The sequence below is a fragment of the Pseudoalteromonas sp. J2K-J599 genome, from assembly GCF_059295115.2.
Genome location: NZ_CM200271.1, coordinates 2,532,341 through 2,547,481, shown reverse-complemented (window position 1 = coordinate 2,547,481; position 15,141 = coordinate 2,532,341). Strand labels below are relative to the sequence as shown.

Sequence of the window (15,141 nt, the reverse complement as noted above, 5' to 3'; positions counted from 1 at the left end):
TTACACACTATGGCAGAAGTAAATGTTGAAAAACTAGCCGGCGATATAGGTACAACTGTTGATAAATTGCTACAGCAGTTTTCACAAGCAGGTATCACTAAGCAAGCAACTGATAACGTAACAGAAGCTGAAAAAGCAACGTTACTTGATCATTTAAGCAAGCATCATGGTGGTACAGGTTCAGATGGCCCAGCGCGTATGACTTTACAACGTAAGAGCAAAAGCACATTAAGTGTGACTGGTTCTACGGGTAAAGCTAAAGATGTTCAAGTTGAAGTTCGCAAAACACGTACCTACGTGAAGAAAAGCGCAATGGAACAAGAACAAGAGCAAGCACGCTTAGCCGCTGAAGAAAAAGCCCGTCTTGAACAGCAACAAAAAGCTGAACAAGAAGCCGCAGAATTAAAAGCGAAACAAGAGGCAGAACGTAAAGCGAAAGAAGAAGCTGACCGTAAAGCCAAAGAAGAAGCTAAACGCAAAGCTGATGCAGAGCGTAAAGCGAAACAAAAGCAGATGACCCCAGAGCAAAGTGCTAAGTCTGAGAAAGATCGCATAGAAGCTGAGCGTCTGCAAAAAGAAGCAGAAGAGGCCGCATTGAAGAAAGCTGAAGAAGAAGCGAAACGTCAAGCAGAAGAGGCAAGAAAGCTAGCTGAAGAGAATTCAGCACGCTGGAAGAAAGAAGAAGAAGAACGTAAGAAACGCGAAGAAACAGCGGATCACCATCTTACGACTTCAACTTATGCACGTGAAGCAGAAGATGTTGCCGATGCTCGTGATGAGCAAGGCACTCGCCGTGCTAAGAAAAAGAAAAAAGCGCCAGCAAAAGATAAATTTGCAGCGTCAAGAGGCCGTAACAAGTCTAAATTAAAAGCACCAGCATCGCTGCAGCATGGTTTCCAAAAACCAACTGTTGATGTTAAAAATGAAGTGCGTATTAGCGAAACAATTACAGTAGCTGAGCTTGCATCACGCATGGCTGTTAAAGGCGCTGAAGTTGTTAAAACAATGATGAAAATGGGTGACATGGTTACTATTAACCAAGTGATCGACCAAGAAGCTGCACAACTAGTTGCAGAAGAAATGGGTCACAAGGTTATCATTGTTAAAGAAAACGAATTAGAGCAAACAGTACTTAACGACCGCCATGAAGATGGTAAGTCAGAGCCTCGTGCTCCAGTAGTAACTGTAATGGGTCACGTTGACCATGGTAAAACATCGACTCTAGATTACATTCGTTCTGCGAAGGTTGCTTCTGGCGAAGCCGGTGGTATTACACAGCATATTGGTGCATACCATGTTGATGTAAACGGCAATATGATTACCTTCTTAGATACTCCAGGACATGCTGCATTTACATCAATGCGTGCTCGTGGTGCTAAAGCGACAGATATCGTAATCTTAGTGGTTGCAGCAGATGATGGCGTTATGCCACAAACCAAAGAAGCGGTACAGCATGCACGTGCAGCTGGCGTTCCTTTAATCATTGCTGTAAACAAAATGGATAAAGAAGGCGCAGATCCAGATCGCGTTAAAAATGAACTAGCTCAGCTAGACGTTATCCCTGAAGAATGGGGCGGCGATACGCAGTACGTTCATATCTCAGCTAAAACTGGTCTAGGTATTGATGACCTTCTTGAAGCCGTACTTATGCAATCTGAGCTTTTAGAGCTTTCAGCCCCTACCGAAGGTATGGCTGCAGGTGTTGTAATTGAATCTCGTCTTGATAAAGGCCGTGGTCCAGTTGCATCAGTACTTGTTCAATCTGGTACGCTTAACCAAGGTGACATTGTATTATGTGGTCTTGAGTATGGCCGTGTTCGTGCAATGCGCGATGAAAACGGTAAAGATATCAAGTCGGCAGGTCCATCTATTCCAGTGGAAATTTTAGGTCTTTCTGGTATTCCAGCTGCGGGCGACGAAGCAACTGTAGTTAAAGATGAGCGTAAAGCGCGTGAAGTTGCTTTATACCGTCAAGGTAAGTTCCGCGATGTTAAACTAGCACGTCAACAAAAAGCTAAGCTTGAAAACATGTTTACTAACATGACTGAAGGTGATGTTTCTGAAGTTAACGTGGTACTTAAAGCAGACGTTCAAGGTTCTATCGAAGCAATCTCTGATTCACTAACTAAACTTTCTACTGATGAAGTAAAAGTGAAGATTGTAGGCTCTGGTGTTGGTGGTATTACTGAGACTGATGCGACACTAGCTGCAGCGTCTAACGCAATTGTAGTTGGCTTTAACGTTCGTGCTGATGCTTCTGCTCGTAAAGTGATTGATACTGAAAACTTAGACCTTCGTTATTACAGCGTAATTTATGCTTTAATCGAAGAAGTTAAGCAAGCAATGTCAGGCATGCTAGCACCTGAGTTTAAACAAGAAATCATTGGTCTTGCGCAAGTTCGTGACGTATTCAAGTCTCCAAAAATTGGCGCAATTGCTGGTTGTATGGTTACTGAAGGTGTTATTAAACGTAGCGCTCCAATCCGTGTACTACGTGAAAACGTGGTTATCTATGAAGGTGAACTTGAGTCACTTCGTCGCTTTAAAGACGATGTTGCTGATGTTCGTAACGGCATGGAATGTGGTATCGGCGTTAAGAACTACAATGACGTACGTGTTGGTGACCAAATCGAAGTATTTGAAACAGTTGAAGTACAACGTACTCTTTAATTGTTAGCTCGCTAAACTAATAAATGGGGGCTTAGCCCCCATTTGTGTATCCATTATTTAATTAGCTTATTATTAAATTTCAATAAGTTATGATTTTAGGACAAATGCAATGAGAGAATTTTCTCGCACTGATCGTGTTGCACAGCAAATCCAAAAAGAAATTGCTGTAATTTTACAACGCGAAATTAAAGATCCCCGCTTAGGTATGGTGACAGTGTCAGCGGTAGAAGTATCGCGTGATTTATCTTATGCCAAAATCTTCATCACTGTGTTTAACACACAAGACGAAGATGCAGCAAAGCAAAGCGCAAAAGTACTTAATGAAGCAACGGGTTATATTCGCTCGTTACTTGGTAAGCGTATTCGTGCTCGTATAATGCCTGAGTTAAAGTTTGTAGTTGATAATTCACTGATGGAAGGTATGCGTATTTCTAATTTAGTGGATTCTATTATCCGCGAAGATAACGCAAAGCATGTCGATGAAGATGTAGAAAGTGTTGATGCTGATATTTCAGATAGTGAACAAAGTACTAAGCACGTAGAAGATACAGATAGCGAAGAAGGCACTGATACAGATGGCAAAGCGCAGTAAAGGCCGTGCAGTTGACGGTATTTTGTTGTTAAACAAACCGCAAGGCATTTCATCAAATAAAGCATTACAGCAAGCGAAAGGTGTTTATTTTGCACAAAAAGCTGGCCACACTGGGGCTTTAGACCCGCTTGCTACAGGTATGCTGCCAATTTGTTTTGGTGAGGCGACTAAGTTTACGCAGTTTCTACTCGATACAGATAAAACTTATATCGTTCGTGCAAAACTGGGTGAGCGTACAACGACATCAGATTCTGATGGCGAAATCGTAAGCACGAAAGATGTGAATGTGACGCGTGAGCAGTTAACAAAAGAAATTGCAGCTTTTGTTGGAGAGTCAGATCAATATCCATCAATGTACTCAGCACTTAAGTATCAAGGTAGACCATTATATAAGTACGCACGAGAGGGTATTGAAGTCCCTCGTAAATGCAGAAAAATAAATGTGTTTAGCTTATCGTTTGACGAATTTGATGAACAAAACAACGTATTACAAATGACGGCTCATGTATCAAAAGGGACGTATATTCGTACAATCGTTGATGATTTGGGCGAAAACCTAGGGTGTGGCGCACACGTTATAATGCTTCACAGAACTGCTGTTGGTCAGTATCCGGCAGATAAAATGGTTTCGCTTGATGAAATTGAAGCGTTGCTTGCTAAAGCGAAAGCAGAAGAGCTTGCGCCTTCTACTTATTTAGACTCGTTGTTATTACCTATAGACACTGCTTTAACTGATTTACCTGTTATTGAAATTTCGAAAGAGCAGGGCAAAGTATTTAGTCATGGGCAAGCAGTCGAGTTACCTGAAGCTTTACCTGAGGGGGCAATTAAAGTTGTTGCGGATGGTGTGTTTATTGGTACTGGCGAGCGCAACTCAAGTGGCCATTTAAAGGTTAAACGTGGTCTTGCTAGCCAGCAAGATGATTACGTAAAGCCTGAATAAGCAATTAGTGTGCCCAGCAGTGGCTTATTAGTTGTAGATGGGAATAATTAACTTGTAGTTATTCCCACAGTTGGTAGAATACGCCGGCTTAATCGTTTTGGCTGAATTAGTGATCGGCTAAGACACCTTTTAAATTTAATTTTTGGAGTTACTATGTCACTAAGCAATCAAGAAAAAATCGATATCATTGCTAAATTTGCACGTGCAGAAGGCGATACAGGTTCATCAGAAGTACAAGTAGCATTACTTACTTATGATATCAACAAGCTTCAAGGTCACTTTGCTGATCACAAGCATGACTTCCACTCACGTCGTGGTCTGCTTCGTAAAGTAAGCACTCGCCGTAAACTACTTGATTACCTTAAAGGTAAAGATATCACTAGTTATACTGCACTAATCAAAGAACTTGGCCTACGTCGTTAAGAACTAGATTATAGAAATGGGAGCTTTTTAGCTCCTTTTTTTGTGCCTAAAATTTGTGTTTGAAAATAAAACAAATTTATAAACTTATTGAATTATATTGTAAAACTCCTATTTCATAGCTTATCAAGCATCGTTGTATTTACCCACTCATTAGCCCAGCTTAAATCTAGTAGCTAGTGTGTGTTGACCTTTCGTGATTAATTTTGCAGCTGTATGTTTGGTCTTTAGGCAAGGCAGCGCCTATGTAGTGTGGTTATTCCCCATAAATAGGCGATAACGCAGCATAAATGCCAAACATGCGCTGCCCTAGGATGAACAAATTTCAATCCACAAAGAACAACACACCCTAGACTCGCATTTTGAAGTAGCTTTGGTATATACTATGCGCGTAGGTAAAAGGGTTTATCTGCAATTATTCACATCATTGCCAATTGTAGTACTTAATTGATTTCCAACTGAATACAATTATGTACTGTAATTGGTACTTTGATGACAACTTATTAGAATACATTTAAGGAATATTTTAAGTGCAAGCAATTATTAAAGAATTCAAACTAGGTCAACATACAGTGACTCTAGAAACTGGTGCAATCGCTCGTCAAGCAGACGGCGCTGTACTTGCAAGCATTGGCGACACTTCAGTTTTAGTAACTGTTGTTGGTAAGCGTGAAGCACAACCTGGTCAAGACTTTTTCCCACTAACAGTAAACTACCAAGAGCGTATGTACGCTGCTGGTCGTATCCCTGGTGGTTTCTTAAAGCGTGAAGGCCGTCCTAACGATGGCGAAACTCTTATTGCACGTCTTATTGACCGTCCAATTCGTCCACTTTTCCCAAGCGGCTTCGTAAACGAAGTACAAGTTATTGCTACTGTTGTTTCTGTTAACCCTGAAATCCAACCTGATATGGTTGCGATGATTGGTACTTCAGCAGCACTTGCTATCTCTGGTATCCCATTCAGTGGTCCAATTGGTGCATCTCGTGTTGGTTACATCAACGGCGAATACGTACTTAACCCTACATTAAAAGAGCTTGAAGAAAGCCAACTTGATTTAGTGGTAGCCGGTACTGATAAAGCGGTACTTATGGTTGAATCAGAAGCTAACGTACTTGCAGAAGACGTAATGCTTGGCGCTGTTGTATATGGTCATGAGCAATCTCAAGCGATCATTACTGCAATCGAAGAATTTAAAGCGCAAGCAGGCAAGCCTACTTGGGATTGGACTGCACCTGAGAAAAATGTTGCACTAGAAGATAAAGTAGCAACTATTGCTGCTGAAAAAGTAGGCGCAGCTTACTTAATCACTGATAAAGTAGCGCGTAAAGAAGCTCTTGGTGAAGCTAAAGATGAAGTTGTTGCAGTATTAACAGCTGAACTTGCTGAAGGCGAGTCTTTAGACAAGCAAGAAATTGGCAAAATCTTCGGTTCACTTGAGAAGAAAATCGTTCGTGGCCGTATCGCTGCTGGCGAAAAACGTATCGATGGTCGTGAACCAGATATGATTCGTGCACTAGACGTAATGACTGGCGTATTACCGCGTACTCACGGTTCTGCTATCTTTACACGTGGTGAAACTCAAGCGTTAGTAACAGCGACACTTGGTACAGAACGTGATTCACAGTTAATCGACGATTTAACTGGTACTCATAAAAACCACTTTATGCTTAACTACAACTTCCCTCCATTCTGTGTAGGTGAAACTGGTTTTGTTGGTTCTCCTAAGCGTCGTGAAATCGGCCATGGTAACCTTGCTAAGCGTGGTATTTCAGCTGTAATGCCTACACTTACTGAGTTCCCTTACTCAATCCGTGTAGTATCTGAAATTACTGAATCAAACGGTTCTTCTTCAATGGCGTCTGTTTGTGGTACTTCTCTAGCACTTATGAACGCGGGTGTACCAATTAAAGCATCTGTTGCCGGTATTGCGATGGGTCTAGTTAAAGAAGACGATAAATTCGTTGTTCTTTCTGACATTTTAGGTGATGAAGATCACTTAGGTGACATGGACTTTAAAGTTGCCGGTACTGCTGCGGGTATTACTGCACTTCAAATGGATATCAAAATCGAAGGTATCACTCAAGAAATCATGCAAATTGCGCTTAAACAAGCAAAAGCTGCACGTTTACATATCTTAGAAGTGATGGATGAAGCGATTTCTGCTCCTTCTGAAGAGCTATCAATGTTTGCTCCTCGCATATACACAATGAAAATCCCACAGAAGAAAATCGCTGAAGTTATTGGTAAAGGTGGCGCAACTATTCGTCAGCTTACTGAAGAAACTGGTACAACGATTGAAATCGGTGACGACGGTACAATTAAAATTGCCGCTACAGATGGCGAAAGTGCAGCTAATGCAATTAGCCGTATTGAGCAATTAACAGCTGAACTTGAAGTAGGTACTATCTACGAAGGTAAAGTTGTACGTATCGTAGACTTCGGTGCGTTTGTAAACATTCTTCCTGGCAAAGATGGTCTAGTACATATTTCTCAAATTAGTACTGAGCGCGTTAATAACGTGGCTGATCACCTTTCTGAAGGTCAAGAAGTTAAAGTTAAAGTACTAGAAGTAGATCGCCAAGGCCGTGTACGTCTAAGTATTAAAGAAGCAATGGAATCAGCAGCACCTGCAGCTGACGCGCCAACTGACGCGTAATTGCTAACTTATTAATCTAGTTATATTAGCTAGATAGTAAAAAAGGGGCTGTTTAGCCCCTTTTTTTATGCTTTAATGAAACCTTATTGGACAAGGTCTGTCTTATATTAATCGCGATATATCTTGGTATTAAGGATTTTAATGATACTCAAACATTTAGCTTTGGCATCTTTTGCTATTTTGTCTTTAAGCGCTTGCCAAACTACAACAGAATCAGAACCAACCCCGATTGTTAATGTGCCATTTACTGCACCTTTAGCTTCTGACTTTAGAAGTGAAATTGCTATTGCACGCTACTCAGAGCTATTAAATAGAGCCGACTTAAGCGAAGAACAACAAGCTAAGCTTTATTACGACCGTGGTGTACTTTTTGATAGTCTAGGTATGACAACTCTTTCGCGTATTGATTTTAATCGCGCAGTAAAGCTTAAGCCTGATTTAGCTGAAGTGTATAATTTTTTAGGTATTCAACATACGCTTATGCAGCAGTATGAAAAAGCCTATGAGTTTTTCGATTCTGCCCTAGAACTTGATGAAGAGCATGAATACGCCTATTTAAATCGTGGTATCGCACTGTATTACGGCGACAGAGCAGGCCTTGCTAAAAATGATTTTAATGAATTTTTAGCTCGCTCTCCAAAAGATCCGTACCGAGTTTTATGGGTTTATTTAGCACAAGCACAAGAGGATAAAGCCGTTGCGCTTGATGCACTTAAACAAAATGCCACTGCGCTTGATGAGTCACAATGGGCGTACCAGTTAATTTCTCTTTATACGGGGGATATGAGTGAACATGCATTTTTATCTGGCATTAGTGATGGTGTTAGAACTGAGCAAGAATATGCGCAGCGTTTATGCGAAGCTTATTTTTATTTAGCTAAAATACATCAAGCAGCAGGTGAGCTGTATTTAGCATCAGACTACTTTAGGCTTGCGCTAGCAACTAATGTACACGAGTTTATTGAGTACAAATATGCGCGTTTAGAGCTTGAGTTGATGCAAGGTGTTGACGCAAGTTAAGCGTTTTAAATTAATAGGTGTATTACTATGTTGTTTGTTAATTACAGGCTCGAGTAATCACCTAGGCGCTATTGGCTTTTGGCATGTTTTAAACGCAAAAGCTAATGTGCTACAAAGTTATTGGAAATCACCTGGTTATTTTTCTGATCACTTAGAGCAGTTACCAAATACCTCTTTAGCTATACTCGCCCGCAGTAAAATTTCTTCAGCCCAATATATGTATTCTCTTAAGCTTATTAAAAACAGTCAGAGCGATACTGCAAAACAATTTTGGCTCAGAGCATTAAATGATTTAACAATCCCAGAGCGTAAAATATTAGCAGCAAAGTTACTTGAGCACTCACGTTGGAGCGATTTAAAGTTACTCGCTAGTAAAAACAAATTACCAGCTGGGGATGTGCTAAATCATCTAAAGCTTCAGTTAAAAACACCACAGAGTAAAGTATCTAGTGAGTTTATCCACGCTCTCGGTTTTTCATCTTTAATAAATATAAGTAAACCTAATAAGCAATGTATGTTTAACGTGCTGACTATGAGCGATCATCGCAGTGGCTTATATAAACTCACCGAGTTTATTAATGCTTATAATAAACAGCCAGAGCCCCGTGAAAATATTTTTTGCTTTTCAAAACCTGTTTACGTTGCAGGTATGCTTGAGTGTAAAAGTAGCACTAATCAAATAGCAAAGTGTGACTGGCAATCAGCTAAACTCAATAACCAGCTTCCTAACAATTTTGATTTTATAGTAATGATGCCAAAAGATGGAACGGCTAATGTTACTAAAGGAACAATGCTAATAAACTCAAAAGCAAAATACAGTGTGTTTTTGCATGAGTTGATGCATTTTAACGGTTTTGAAGATGAATATGCTTTGCCTAAAACTAAACAAGCATGGTTGTGTGCAAAAACAGGTTTTGTGGCACCTAATTTATTTATTTCTCATGATGAGTCGCCCCCAATAGGCTGGCATAAAGCAAAGAGTTGCCAGATAGGTGGTGTTGCATATAAACCTAGTGAAAATTGGTCTATTATGCAATATCAGCAGTTAGGGCTCTCGGCGCAGTATAGAGAGATTTGGTTGAAGCATTTAGATATGACCAATGGTAATTCTTATCGCCACTCCAGCGCGCTTACATTTGCAAATAAGGCCATATTAAATTAACAATTATCAGTATTAATTAATTGTTTTTGTAGGCTTAATAAATTGTTAGTTCATGTTTAAAAAACACCCATACAGAACCGCTTTTTATAGACAAAATCAGTGTTTTTCAGTATAACTATAGTCATTAATGTCGTTTAAAAACAGGCAGTAAAAGCATCCCTTAGTATTAAAAAGAGATGCCCTGATAAACTTATGATAATAAAAGGCCCTACATTATGACTTTGCTCTGGATACCCTTGTTATCCTTAATTGGCAGTGTTATTTCTGCATGCACAGGTAAGTTATCCCGCAATTTAAGCACTAGTTTAACGGCTCTTGCGCCTTTAACGGCTTTGGGAATAACTTTATACCATGCACCTGCAGTTTTAGCGGGCGAAACCATTCGTTACTCTTTCGCTTGGATCCCGTCAATAGGGCTCGACCTATCTCTGCGGTTAGACGGCCTCAGTTTATTGTTTATGTTTATGATTTTAGGCATAGGCTTGCTCGTTATCCTCTACACGCGTTACTACCTCAGTGCCAACGACTCAATGGCTAAGTTATATAGTTATTTAATGCTGTTTATGACCGCAATGCTTGGCATTGTTATGTCTAACAATGTTATTCAGCTGTGGTTGTTTTGGGAATTAACGAGCATCAGCTCATTTTTATTAATTAGTTTTTGGTGGCATAAGTCTGAAGCGCGAAAGGGGGCTCGTATGGCTCTTGCTGTAACAGGCGCGGGCGGCTTAGCGTTACTTGCAGGCTTAATGCTATTAGGTGATATTGTTGGTAGTTATGACCTAGATGTTATCCTAGCGAGTAAAGCGATAATTCAATCTCACGATTTATACGAAGTAGCATTAGTATTGGTGCTATTGGGTGCGTTTACTAAATCGGCACAATTTCCATTTCATTTTTGGCTTCCTCATGCAATGGCAGCGCCTACGCCAGTGAGCGCGTATTTACATTCTGCAACCATGGTAAAAGCCGGTATATTTTTATTAGCACGTTTTCATCCTGCCTTAGCTGGCACCGATACGTGGTTCTTACTTGTTGGGTTAACAGGTTTAGCTACGCTGTTGTTTGGTGCTTATATAGCGTTATTCAAACACGATTTAAAAGGATTGTTAGCCTACTCAACAATAAGTCATTTGGGTTTAATAACGCTATTACTCGGGCTTGATACTGAGCTTGCGACTGTTGCTGCTATATTTCATATAATTAACCATGCAACGTTTAAAGCGTCGTTATTTATGGCCGTTGGTATTATCGATCATGAAACAGGCACGCGCGATATGCGTAAATTAAATGGTATGTGGCGATACTTACCATACACTGCAACGCTTGCAATGGTCGCGGCGGCTGCAATGGCAGGGGTTCCATTACTTAATGGGTTTTTATCTAAAGAAATGTTTTTTGCAGAAACGCTGCATCAGCAAGTGCTTGGTTCTATGTCGTGGTTAATTCCAGTACTGGCAACCGTTGCAGGCGCATTAGCTGTTGCGTACTCCGCACGCTTTATTCATGACGTGTTCTTTAATGGTGAGCCAATTGATTTACCTCGCACGCCGCACGAACCGCCACGTTATATGCGAGTACCAATAGAAATATTAGTTGTGATTTGTTTGCTAGTGGGTATGTTCCCACACTTTACAATTGATGGCATTTTATCTGCGGCGTCTTTAGCTGTACTTGGAAAAGAAATGCCAGTTTACGAATTGGCTATTTGGCACGGGTTTAACTTGCCTCTATTAATGAGTGCAATGGCGATTGCTGGCGGTTTATTTATTTATATTAATCGTAAATATCTATTTCAGTTTCAAGCGTCATTACCACCTTTAAACGCTAAAAAAACCTTTGAACGTGTAATTTTAAGTGTTGTTGCCTGGTGTCAGTCAAAGGTAAGCAGTATCGAAAATGGATCGCTGCAGCGCTACCTAGTAATTATGTTAGCGGTAGTCTTACTGTGTGCTGGTTGGCCATTATTTGAAATGCAACAACTTGCCGGCAGCATGCCACTTACCCCTGTTGATGTGCACAATGCAATTGGGGCAGGCTTATTGATTATTGGTGCTCTTGCTACCGTTATTTGGCATCGCTCTCGAATGGTATCGTTGTTAATGCTCTCAATCGTAGGGTTAATGGTATCGGTTGTGTTCACACGTTTTTCTGCTCCAGATTTAGCGCTTACACAGTTAACTGTTGAGGTTGTTACTATTATTTTACTAATGCTGGCATTGTTTTTCTTGCCCCAGCATACGCCAAAAGAATCAAGTTCATTACGCGTACTTCGAGATTTAGGAATTGCCTCTACTTTAGGTGTAGTTATAGCGAGTATCTGTTATGCATTACTTACACGTCCATTAGATTCAATCTCAGACTTCTTTATTGCTAACGCTAAAATTGGTGGCGGTGGTACTAATGTAGTTAACGTTATTTTAGTCGACTTTAGGGGCTTTGATACGCTTGGTGAAATTACCGTATTAGGCATTGCCGCATTAGGTATATTTAAAGTACTTTCTCGAATCCCATTATTTATGCCAGCAAGTGACAGCGAAGGGCGCCCATGGGCACGAGAGCGCCACCCAATCTTACTGGCGAGTATTTCACAAAGTTTATTACCGCTTGCGTTATTGGTTTCTGCATATATTTTCTTACGCGGACATAACTTACCTGGCGGTGGCTTTATTGCAGGACTGGTAACGTCAATCGCGTTTATTTTGCAATACATGGCGCATGGTACAGCATGGATAAACGGACGTTTTGATGTTAATTATCGTAAAATCATAGCTTCAGGCATTGGTATTTCACTGTTCACTGGTGTGGGTAGCTGGTTCTTTGATAAGCCATTTTTAACAACTTGGTTTGACTACTTTGATATTCCGTTTGTCGGTAAAACAGAGCTTGCCAGCGCGATTGCATTTGACCTAGGTGTTTACTTAACGGTTGTAGGCGCTACGCTAATGATTTTGGCAAGCTTAGGTAATATGACGGCAGATACCCAGAAAAAAGAGGTAAATATTTAATGGAATTATTGTACGCATCTTGCGTTGGAGTATTGGTCAGTTGCGGTGTGTTTTTACTGCTAAGAGCTCGTACGTTCCCTGTAGTACTTGGGCTTACTATGATTTCATATGCTGTTAACTTATTTTTGTTTTCAGCAGGTCGCCTTACTATTAATAAAGCGGTAGTGCTTGGTACTGGTACAGAATATGCCGACCCATTACCTCAAGCTTTAGTGCTTACAGCTATTGTTATTGGTTTTGCGATGACCGCATTCGTGGTTATTTTGGCAATACGTGGACGCGCCGATTTAGGTAGCGACCATGTTGATGGTTATGTGCCTAACACCTCGGCAGATAATAAGGAGCAAAAATGATCCAACATTTAGCTTCGCTCCCTATTTTATTACCTATGCTGACGGCTGTAATTTTATTGCTACCGCCATGTGGTAAAAGCGTTAAAATTCGCCGCTTAGTTTCAATTGTAATGGCAATAGCTACTTTTGCCATTAGTGTGCTTTTACTTGTACATATTAATAATACGGGTATTAACGTTTACGCTATTGGTAATTGGTCTGCACCATTTGGAATAGTCTTAGTAGCCGATATGTTGTCTACCTTATTGGTTACGTTAACTTCATTTTTAGGTTTGGGCGCTATTTTATATGGTAGTGCTGGCGATGATGAAAAAGGCAGCTTTTATCACCCACTTGTTCACTTTCTGATATTAGGTGTAAATGGCGCGTTTTTAACTGGCGATTTATTTAACCTATTTGTATTTTTTGAAGTGCTACTGATTGCATCATATGCACTGTTAATGCACGCAGGTGATAAACAAAATACTCGCGCGGCATTGCAATATGTAATATTGAATTTAGTTGGCTCAAGTGTATTTTTAATCGGTTTGGGGATTTTGTACGGTGTGCTTGGTACGCTTAATATTGCAGATATGACGCAAAAGGTATCACTACTTACAGGTGACGATGTATATCTAGCAAAAGCAGGCGGCTTACTACTATTAATAGTATTTGCTTTAAAAGGCGCACTATTACCTCTGCATTTATGGCTTCCAAATACTTACGCAAGTGCTAAACCTGTGGTTGCTGCATTGTTTGCGATTATGACCAAAGTAGGCGTTTACGCCATGCTTCGTGTTTACACTGTGATATTTGGTGAACAAGCCGGAGCGCTTGAACACATGGCGCAGCCTTGGCTTTGGGGCTTAGCAATTGCGACCATTATAGTAGGTGCAATTGGTGTGATGGCAGCGCAAGACTTACGTAAACTCACCTCTAACTTAGTATTAGTATCGGTAGGTACGCTGGTTGCGCTAATAGCATTGCAAAATGTAAATGCCACTGCTGCACTTTTATATTATTTAGTGCATTCAACACTTGTTAGTGCCGCACTATTTTTACTAGCAGACTTAGTTTCAATCCAGCGCGGTAAAGTTGGCGATAGACTAGTAGCAGGTCGCTCTGTAAAACAGCCACTTTTATTAGGTGTGTGCTTTATTATTGCGTCTTTAACGGTAGTTGGTATGCCACCACTGTCAGGCTTTGTAGGTAAAATTTGGATACTTAAAGCGACATTAAACAGTGAGCAAGCTTTACTATTTTGGCCAGTATATTTAGTAACAAGTTTTGCGTTGTTAGTAGCGCTTTCGCGCGCTGGCACAACTTTGTTCTGGGAGCATAGAAGCAAAAGTAGCGAAAATGCCGATTGTGCAAGTGCACACCCGTTGCAGGTAACTGTAATTATAGCTTTACTTGCATGTTCGCCATTGCTCGTTATTTTGGGCGGACCAATAAGTGAATATATGCTAAATGCTGCTACTCAGTTACATGATCTAAGCGGCGGTATTAATGCTGTACTTAAAGGAGGCATGTGATGAGATTACAAGCCCGTTTTCGTTGGTTACCAACGCCATTTCGTAGCTTATTTTTGTTTATGGTTTGGTTATTGTTAAACAATAGCGTATCGGTAGGGCACTTAGTATTAGCGACTATTTTTGCGATACTTATCCCTATTTTAAGTTTTTCGTTTCGAGACCCTCAGCCACTGATTTTAAAGCCAGGCTTGGCGCTTAAGCAGTTACTTATAGTGCTGTACGATATTGTTGTTGCAAATTTACAAGTGGCTTTACTTATACTTGGGCCATCAAAAAAATTGCGTCCGGCATTTATAAAAGTACCGATAGATTTAACACACGACATGCCAATTACTATATTGGCTAGTTGTGTATCGCTTACACCTGGTACTGTGAGTGCAGAGGTTTATCCAATTGCTGAGTCGTTACCTGAAGGTGAAGAGCCAACGCAACGCTACTTACTGATACATGTGCTTGATCTTAAAGATGAAGAAGCACTTATCAAACAAATAAAACAACGCTACGAAGCTCCACTAAAAGAGATATTTCAATGTTAGATACTGTATTACTCATTGTTTTTTCGATGATTGGCTTATCATTATTGCTTAATTTATGGCGATTGATCATCGGTCCGTCAGTGCCTGACCGTGTTTTAGCGCTCGATACTATGTACATTAACGTCATCGCACTGATTATTTTATACAGCATTAGTATGGATACAGGGCTTTATTTTGAAGCTGCACTGCTTATTGCCATGCTCGGCTTTATAAGTACGGTTGCAGTGTGTAAGTATTTACTACGTGGCGATATAATTGAATAAGGT

Annotated in this window: 12 protein-coding genes; all 12 read left to right on the top strand. The window is 40.4% G+C overall.

Annotated elements, in window-relative coordinates:
• The first annotated feature begins 9 nt into the window (after window positions 1-9).
• Complete coding sequence (gene infB / locus AC5NT5_RS11590) at window positions 10-2,670, top strand: translation initiation factor IF-2 (RefSeq protein WP_002958484.1); 2,661 nt, start codon at window positions 10-12, stop codon at window positions 2,668-2,670.
• Between the two features lie 109 nt (window positions 2,671-2,779).
• A complete protein-coding gene (rbfA, locus tag AC5NT5_RS11585; RefSeq protein ID WP_002958487.1) occupies window positions 2,780-3,262 on the top strand; it encodes a 30S ribosome-binding factor RbfA in 483 nt (160 codons plus the stop codon).
• Window positions 3,246-4,205 (top strand): tRNA pseudouridine(55) synthase TruB, encoded by a 960-nt coding sequence (gene truB, locus AC5NT5_RS11580; protein WP_002958489.1) that lies wholly within the window; start codon window positions 3,246-3,248, stop codon window positions 4,203-4,205. The genes rbfA and truB overlap by 17 nt, the downstream gene beginning before the upstream one ends.
• Before the next feature lie 153 nt (window positions 4,206-4,358).
• Window positions 4,359-4,628, top strand: coding sequence for a 30S ribosomal protein S15 (gene rpsO, locus AC5NT5_RS11575; RefSeq protein WP_002958490.1), 270 nt, complete (start codon window positions 4,359-4,361; stop codon window positions 4,626-4,628).
• A gap of 527 nt (window positions 4,629-5,155) precedes the next feature.
• Window positions 5,156-7,282 carry a polyribonucleotide nucleotidyltransferase gene (pnp, locus tag AC5NT5_RS11570; protein ID WP_002958491.1) on the top strand — a complete coding sequence of 709 codons (2,127 nt, stop codon included), beginning with the start codon at window positions 5,156-5,158 and terminating at the stop codon, window positions 7,280-7,282.
• Between the two features lie 141 nt (window positions 7,283-7,423).
• Window positions 7,424-8,302, top strand: coding sequence for a lipoprotein NlpI (gene nlpI / locus AC5NT5_RS11565; protein ID WP_494514074.1), 879 nt, complete (start codon window positions 7,424-7,426; stop codon window positions 8,300-8,302).
• Complete coding sequence (locus tag AC5NT5_RS11560) at window positions 8,289-9,464, top strand: hypothetical protein (protein ID WP_494514105.1); 1,176 nt, start codon at window positions 8,289-8,291, stop codon at window positions 9,462-9,464. Before nlpI ends, AC5NT5_RS11560 begins: the two co-directional genes overlap by 14 nt.
• A gap of 215 nt (window positions 9,465-9,679) precedes the next feature.
• Window positions 9,680-12,472 (top strand): monovalent cation/H+ antiporter subunit A, encoded by a 2,793-nt coding sequence (locus AC5NT5_RS11555; RefSeq protein ID WP_024603510.1) that lies wholly within the window; start codon window positions 9,680-9,682, stop codon window positions 12,470-12,472.
• Entirely contained in the window at window positions 12,472-12,825 is a 354-nt protein-coding gene (locus AC5NT5_RS11550) for a Na+/H+ antiporter subunit C (protein WP_010554685.1), read from the top strand. Before AC5NT5_RS11555 ends, AC5NT5_RS11550 begins: the two co-directional genes overlap by 1 nt.
• Window positions 12,822-14,339 (top strand): monovalent cation/H+ antiporter subunit D, encoded by a 1,518-nt coding sequence (locus AC5NT5_RS11545; protein ID WP_494514075.1) that lies wholly within the window; start codon window positions 12,822-12,824, stop codon window positions 14,337-14,339. The genes AC5NT5_RS11550 and AC5NT5_RS11545 overlap by 4 nt, the downstream gene beginning before the upstream one ends.
• Window positions 14,339-14,875: a Na+/H+ antiporter subunit E gene (locus AC5NT5_RS11540; protein WP_002958499.1), complete on the top strand. Its 537-nt coding sequence runs from the start codon at window positions 14,339-14,341 to the stop codon at window positions 14,873-14,875. The genes AC5NT5_RS11545 and AC5NT5_RS11540 overlap by 1 nt, the downstream gene beginning before the upstream one ends.
• Window positions 14,869-15,138, top strand: coding sequence for a K+/H+ antiporter subunit F (locus AC5NT5_RS11535; RefSeq protein ID WP_007378493.1), 270 nt, complete (start codon window positions 14,869-14,871; stop codon window positions 15,136-15,138). The genes AC5NT5_RS11540 and AC5NT5_RS11535 overlap by 7 nt, the downstream gene beginning before the upstream one ends.
• The last annotated feature ends 3 nt before the right edge of the window (window positions 15,139-15,141 follow it).

What these genes read in the sequence shown, in the direction of transcription:
- infB (WP_002958484.1), top strand. Translation starts at nt 10, where the DNA reads ATGGCAGAAGTAAATGTTGAAAAACTAGCCGGCGATATAGGTACAACT.
- rbfA (WP_002958487.1), top strand. Translation starts at nt 2,780, where the DNA reads ATGAGAGAATTTTCTCGCACTGATCGTGTTGCACAGCAAATCCAAAAA.
- truB (WP_002958489.1), top strand. Translation starts at nt 3,246, where the DNA reads ATGGCAAAGCGCAGTAAAGGCCGTGCAGTTGACGGTATTTTGTTGTTA.
- rpsO (WP_002958490.1), top strand. Translation starts at nt 4,359, where the DNA reads ATGTCACTAAGCAATCAAGAAAAAATCGATATCATTGCTAAATTTGCA.
- nlpI (WP_494514074.1), top strand. Translation starts at nt 7,424, where the DNA reads ATGATACTCAAACATTTAGCTTTGGCATCTTTTGCTATTTTGTCTTTA.
- AC5NT5_RS11555 (WP_024603510.1), top strand. Translation starts at nt 9,680, where the DNA reads ATGACTTTGCTCTGGATACCCTTGTTATCCTTAATTGGCAGTGTTATT.
- AC5NT5_RS11550 (WP_010554685.1), top strand. Translation starts at nt 12,472, where the DNA reads ATGGAATTATTGTACGCATCTTGCGTTGGAGTATTGGTCAGTTGCGGT.
- AC5NT5_RS11545 (WP_494514075.1), top strand. Translation starts at nt 12,822, where the DNA reads ATGATCCAACATTTAGCTTCGCTCCCTATTTTATTACCTATGCTGACG.
- AC5NT5_RS11540 (WP_002958499.1), top strand. Translation starts at nt 14,339, where the DNA reads ATGAGATTACAAGCCCGTTTTCGTTGGTTACCAACGCCATTTCGTAGC.
- AC5NT5_RS11535 (WP_007378493.1), top strand. Translation starts at nt 14,869, where the DNA reads ATGTTAGATACTGTATTACTCATTGTTTTTTCGATGATTGGCTTATCA.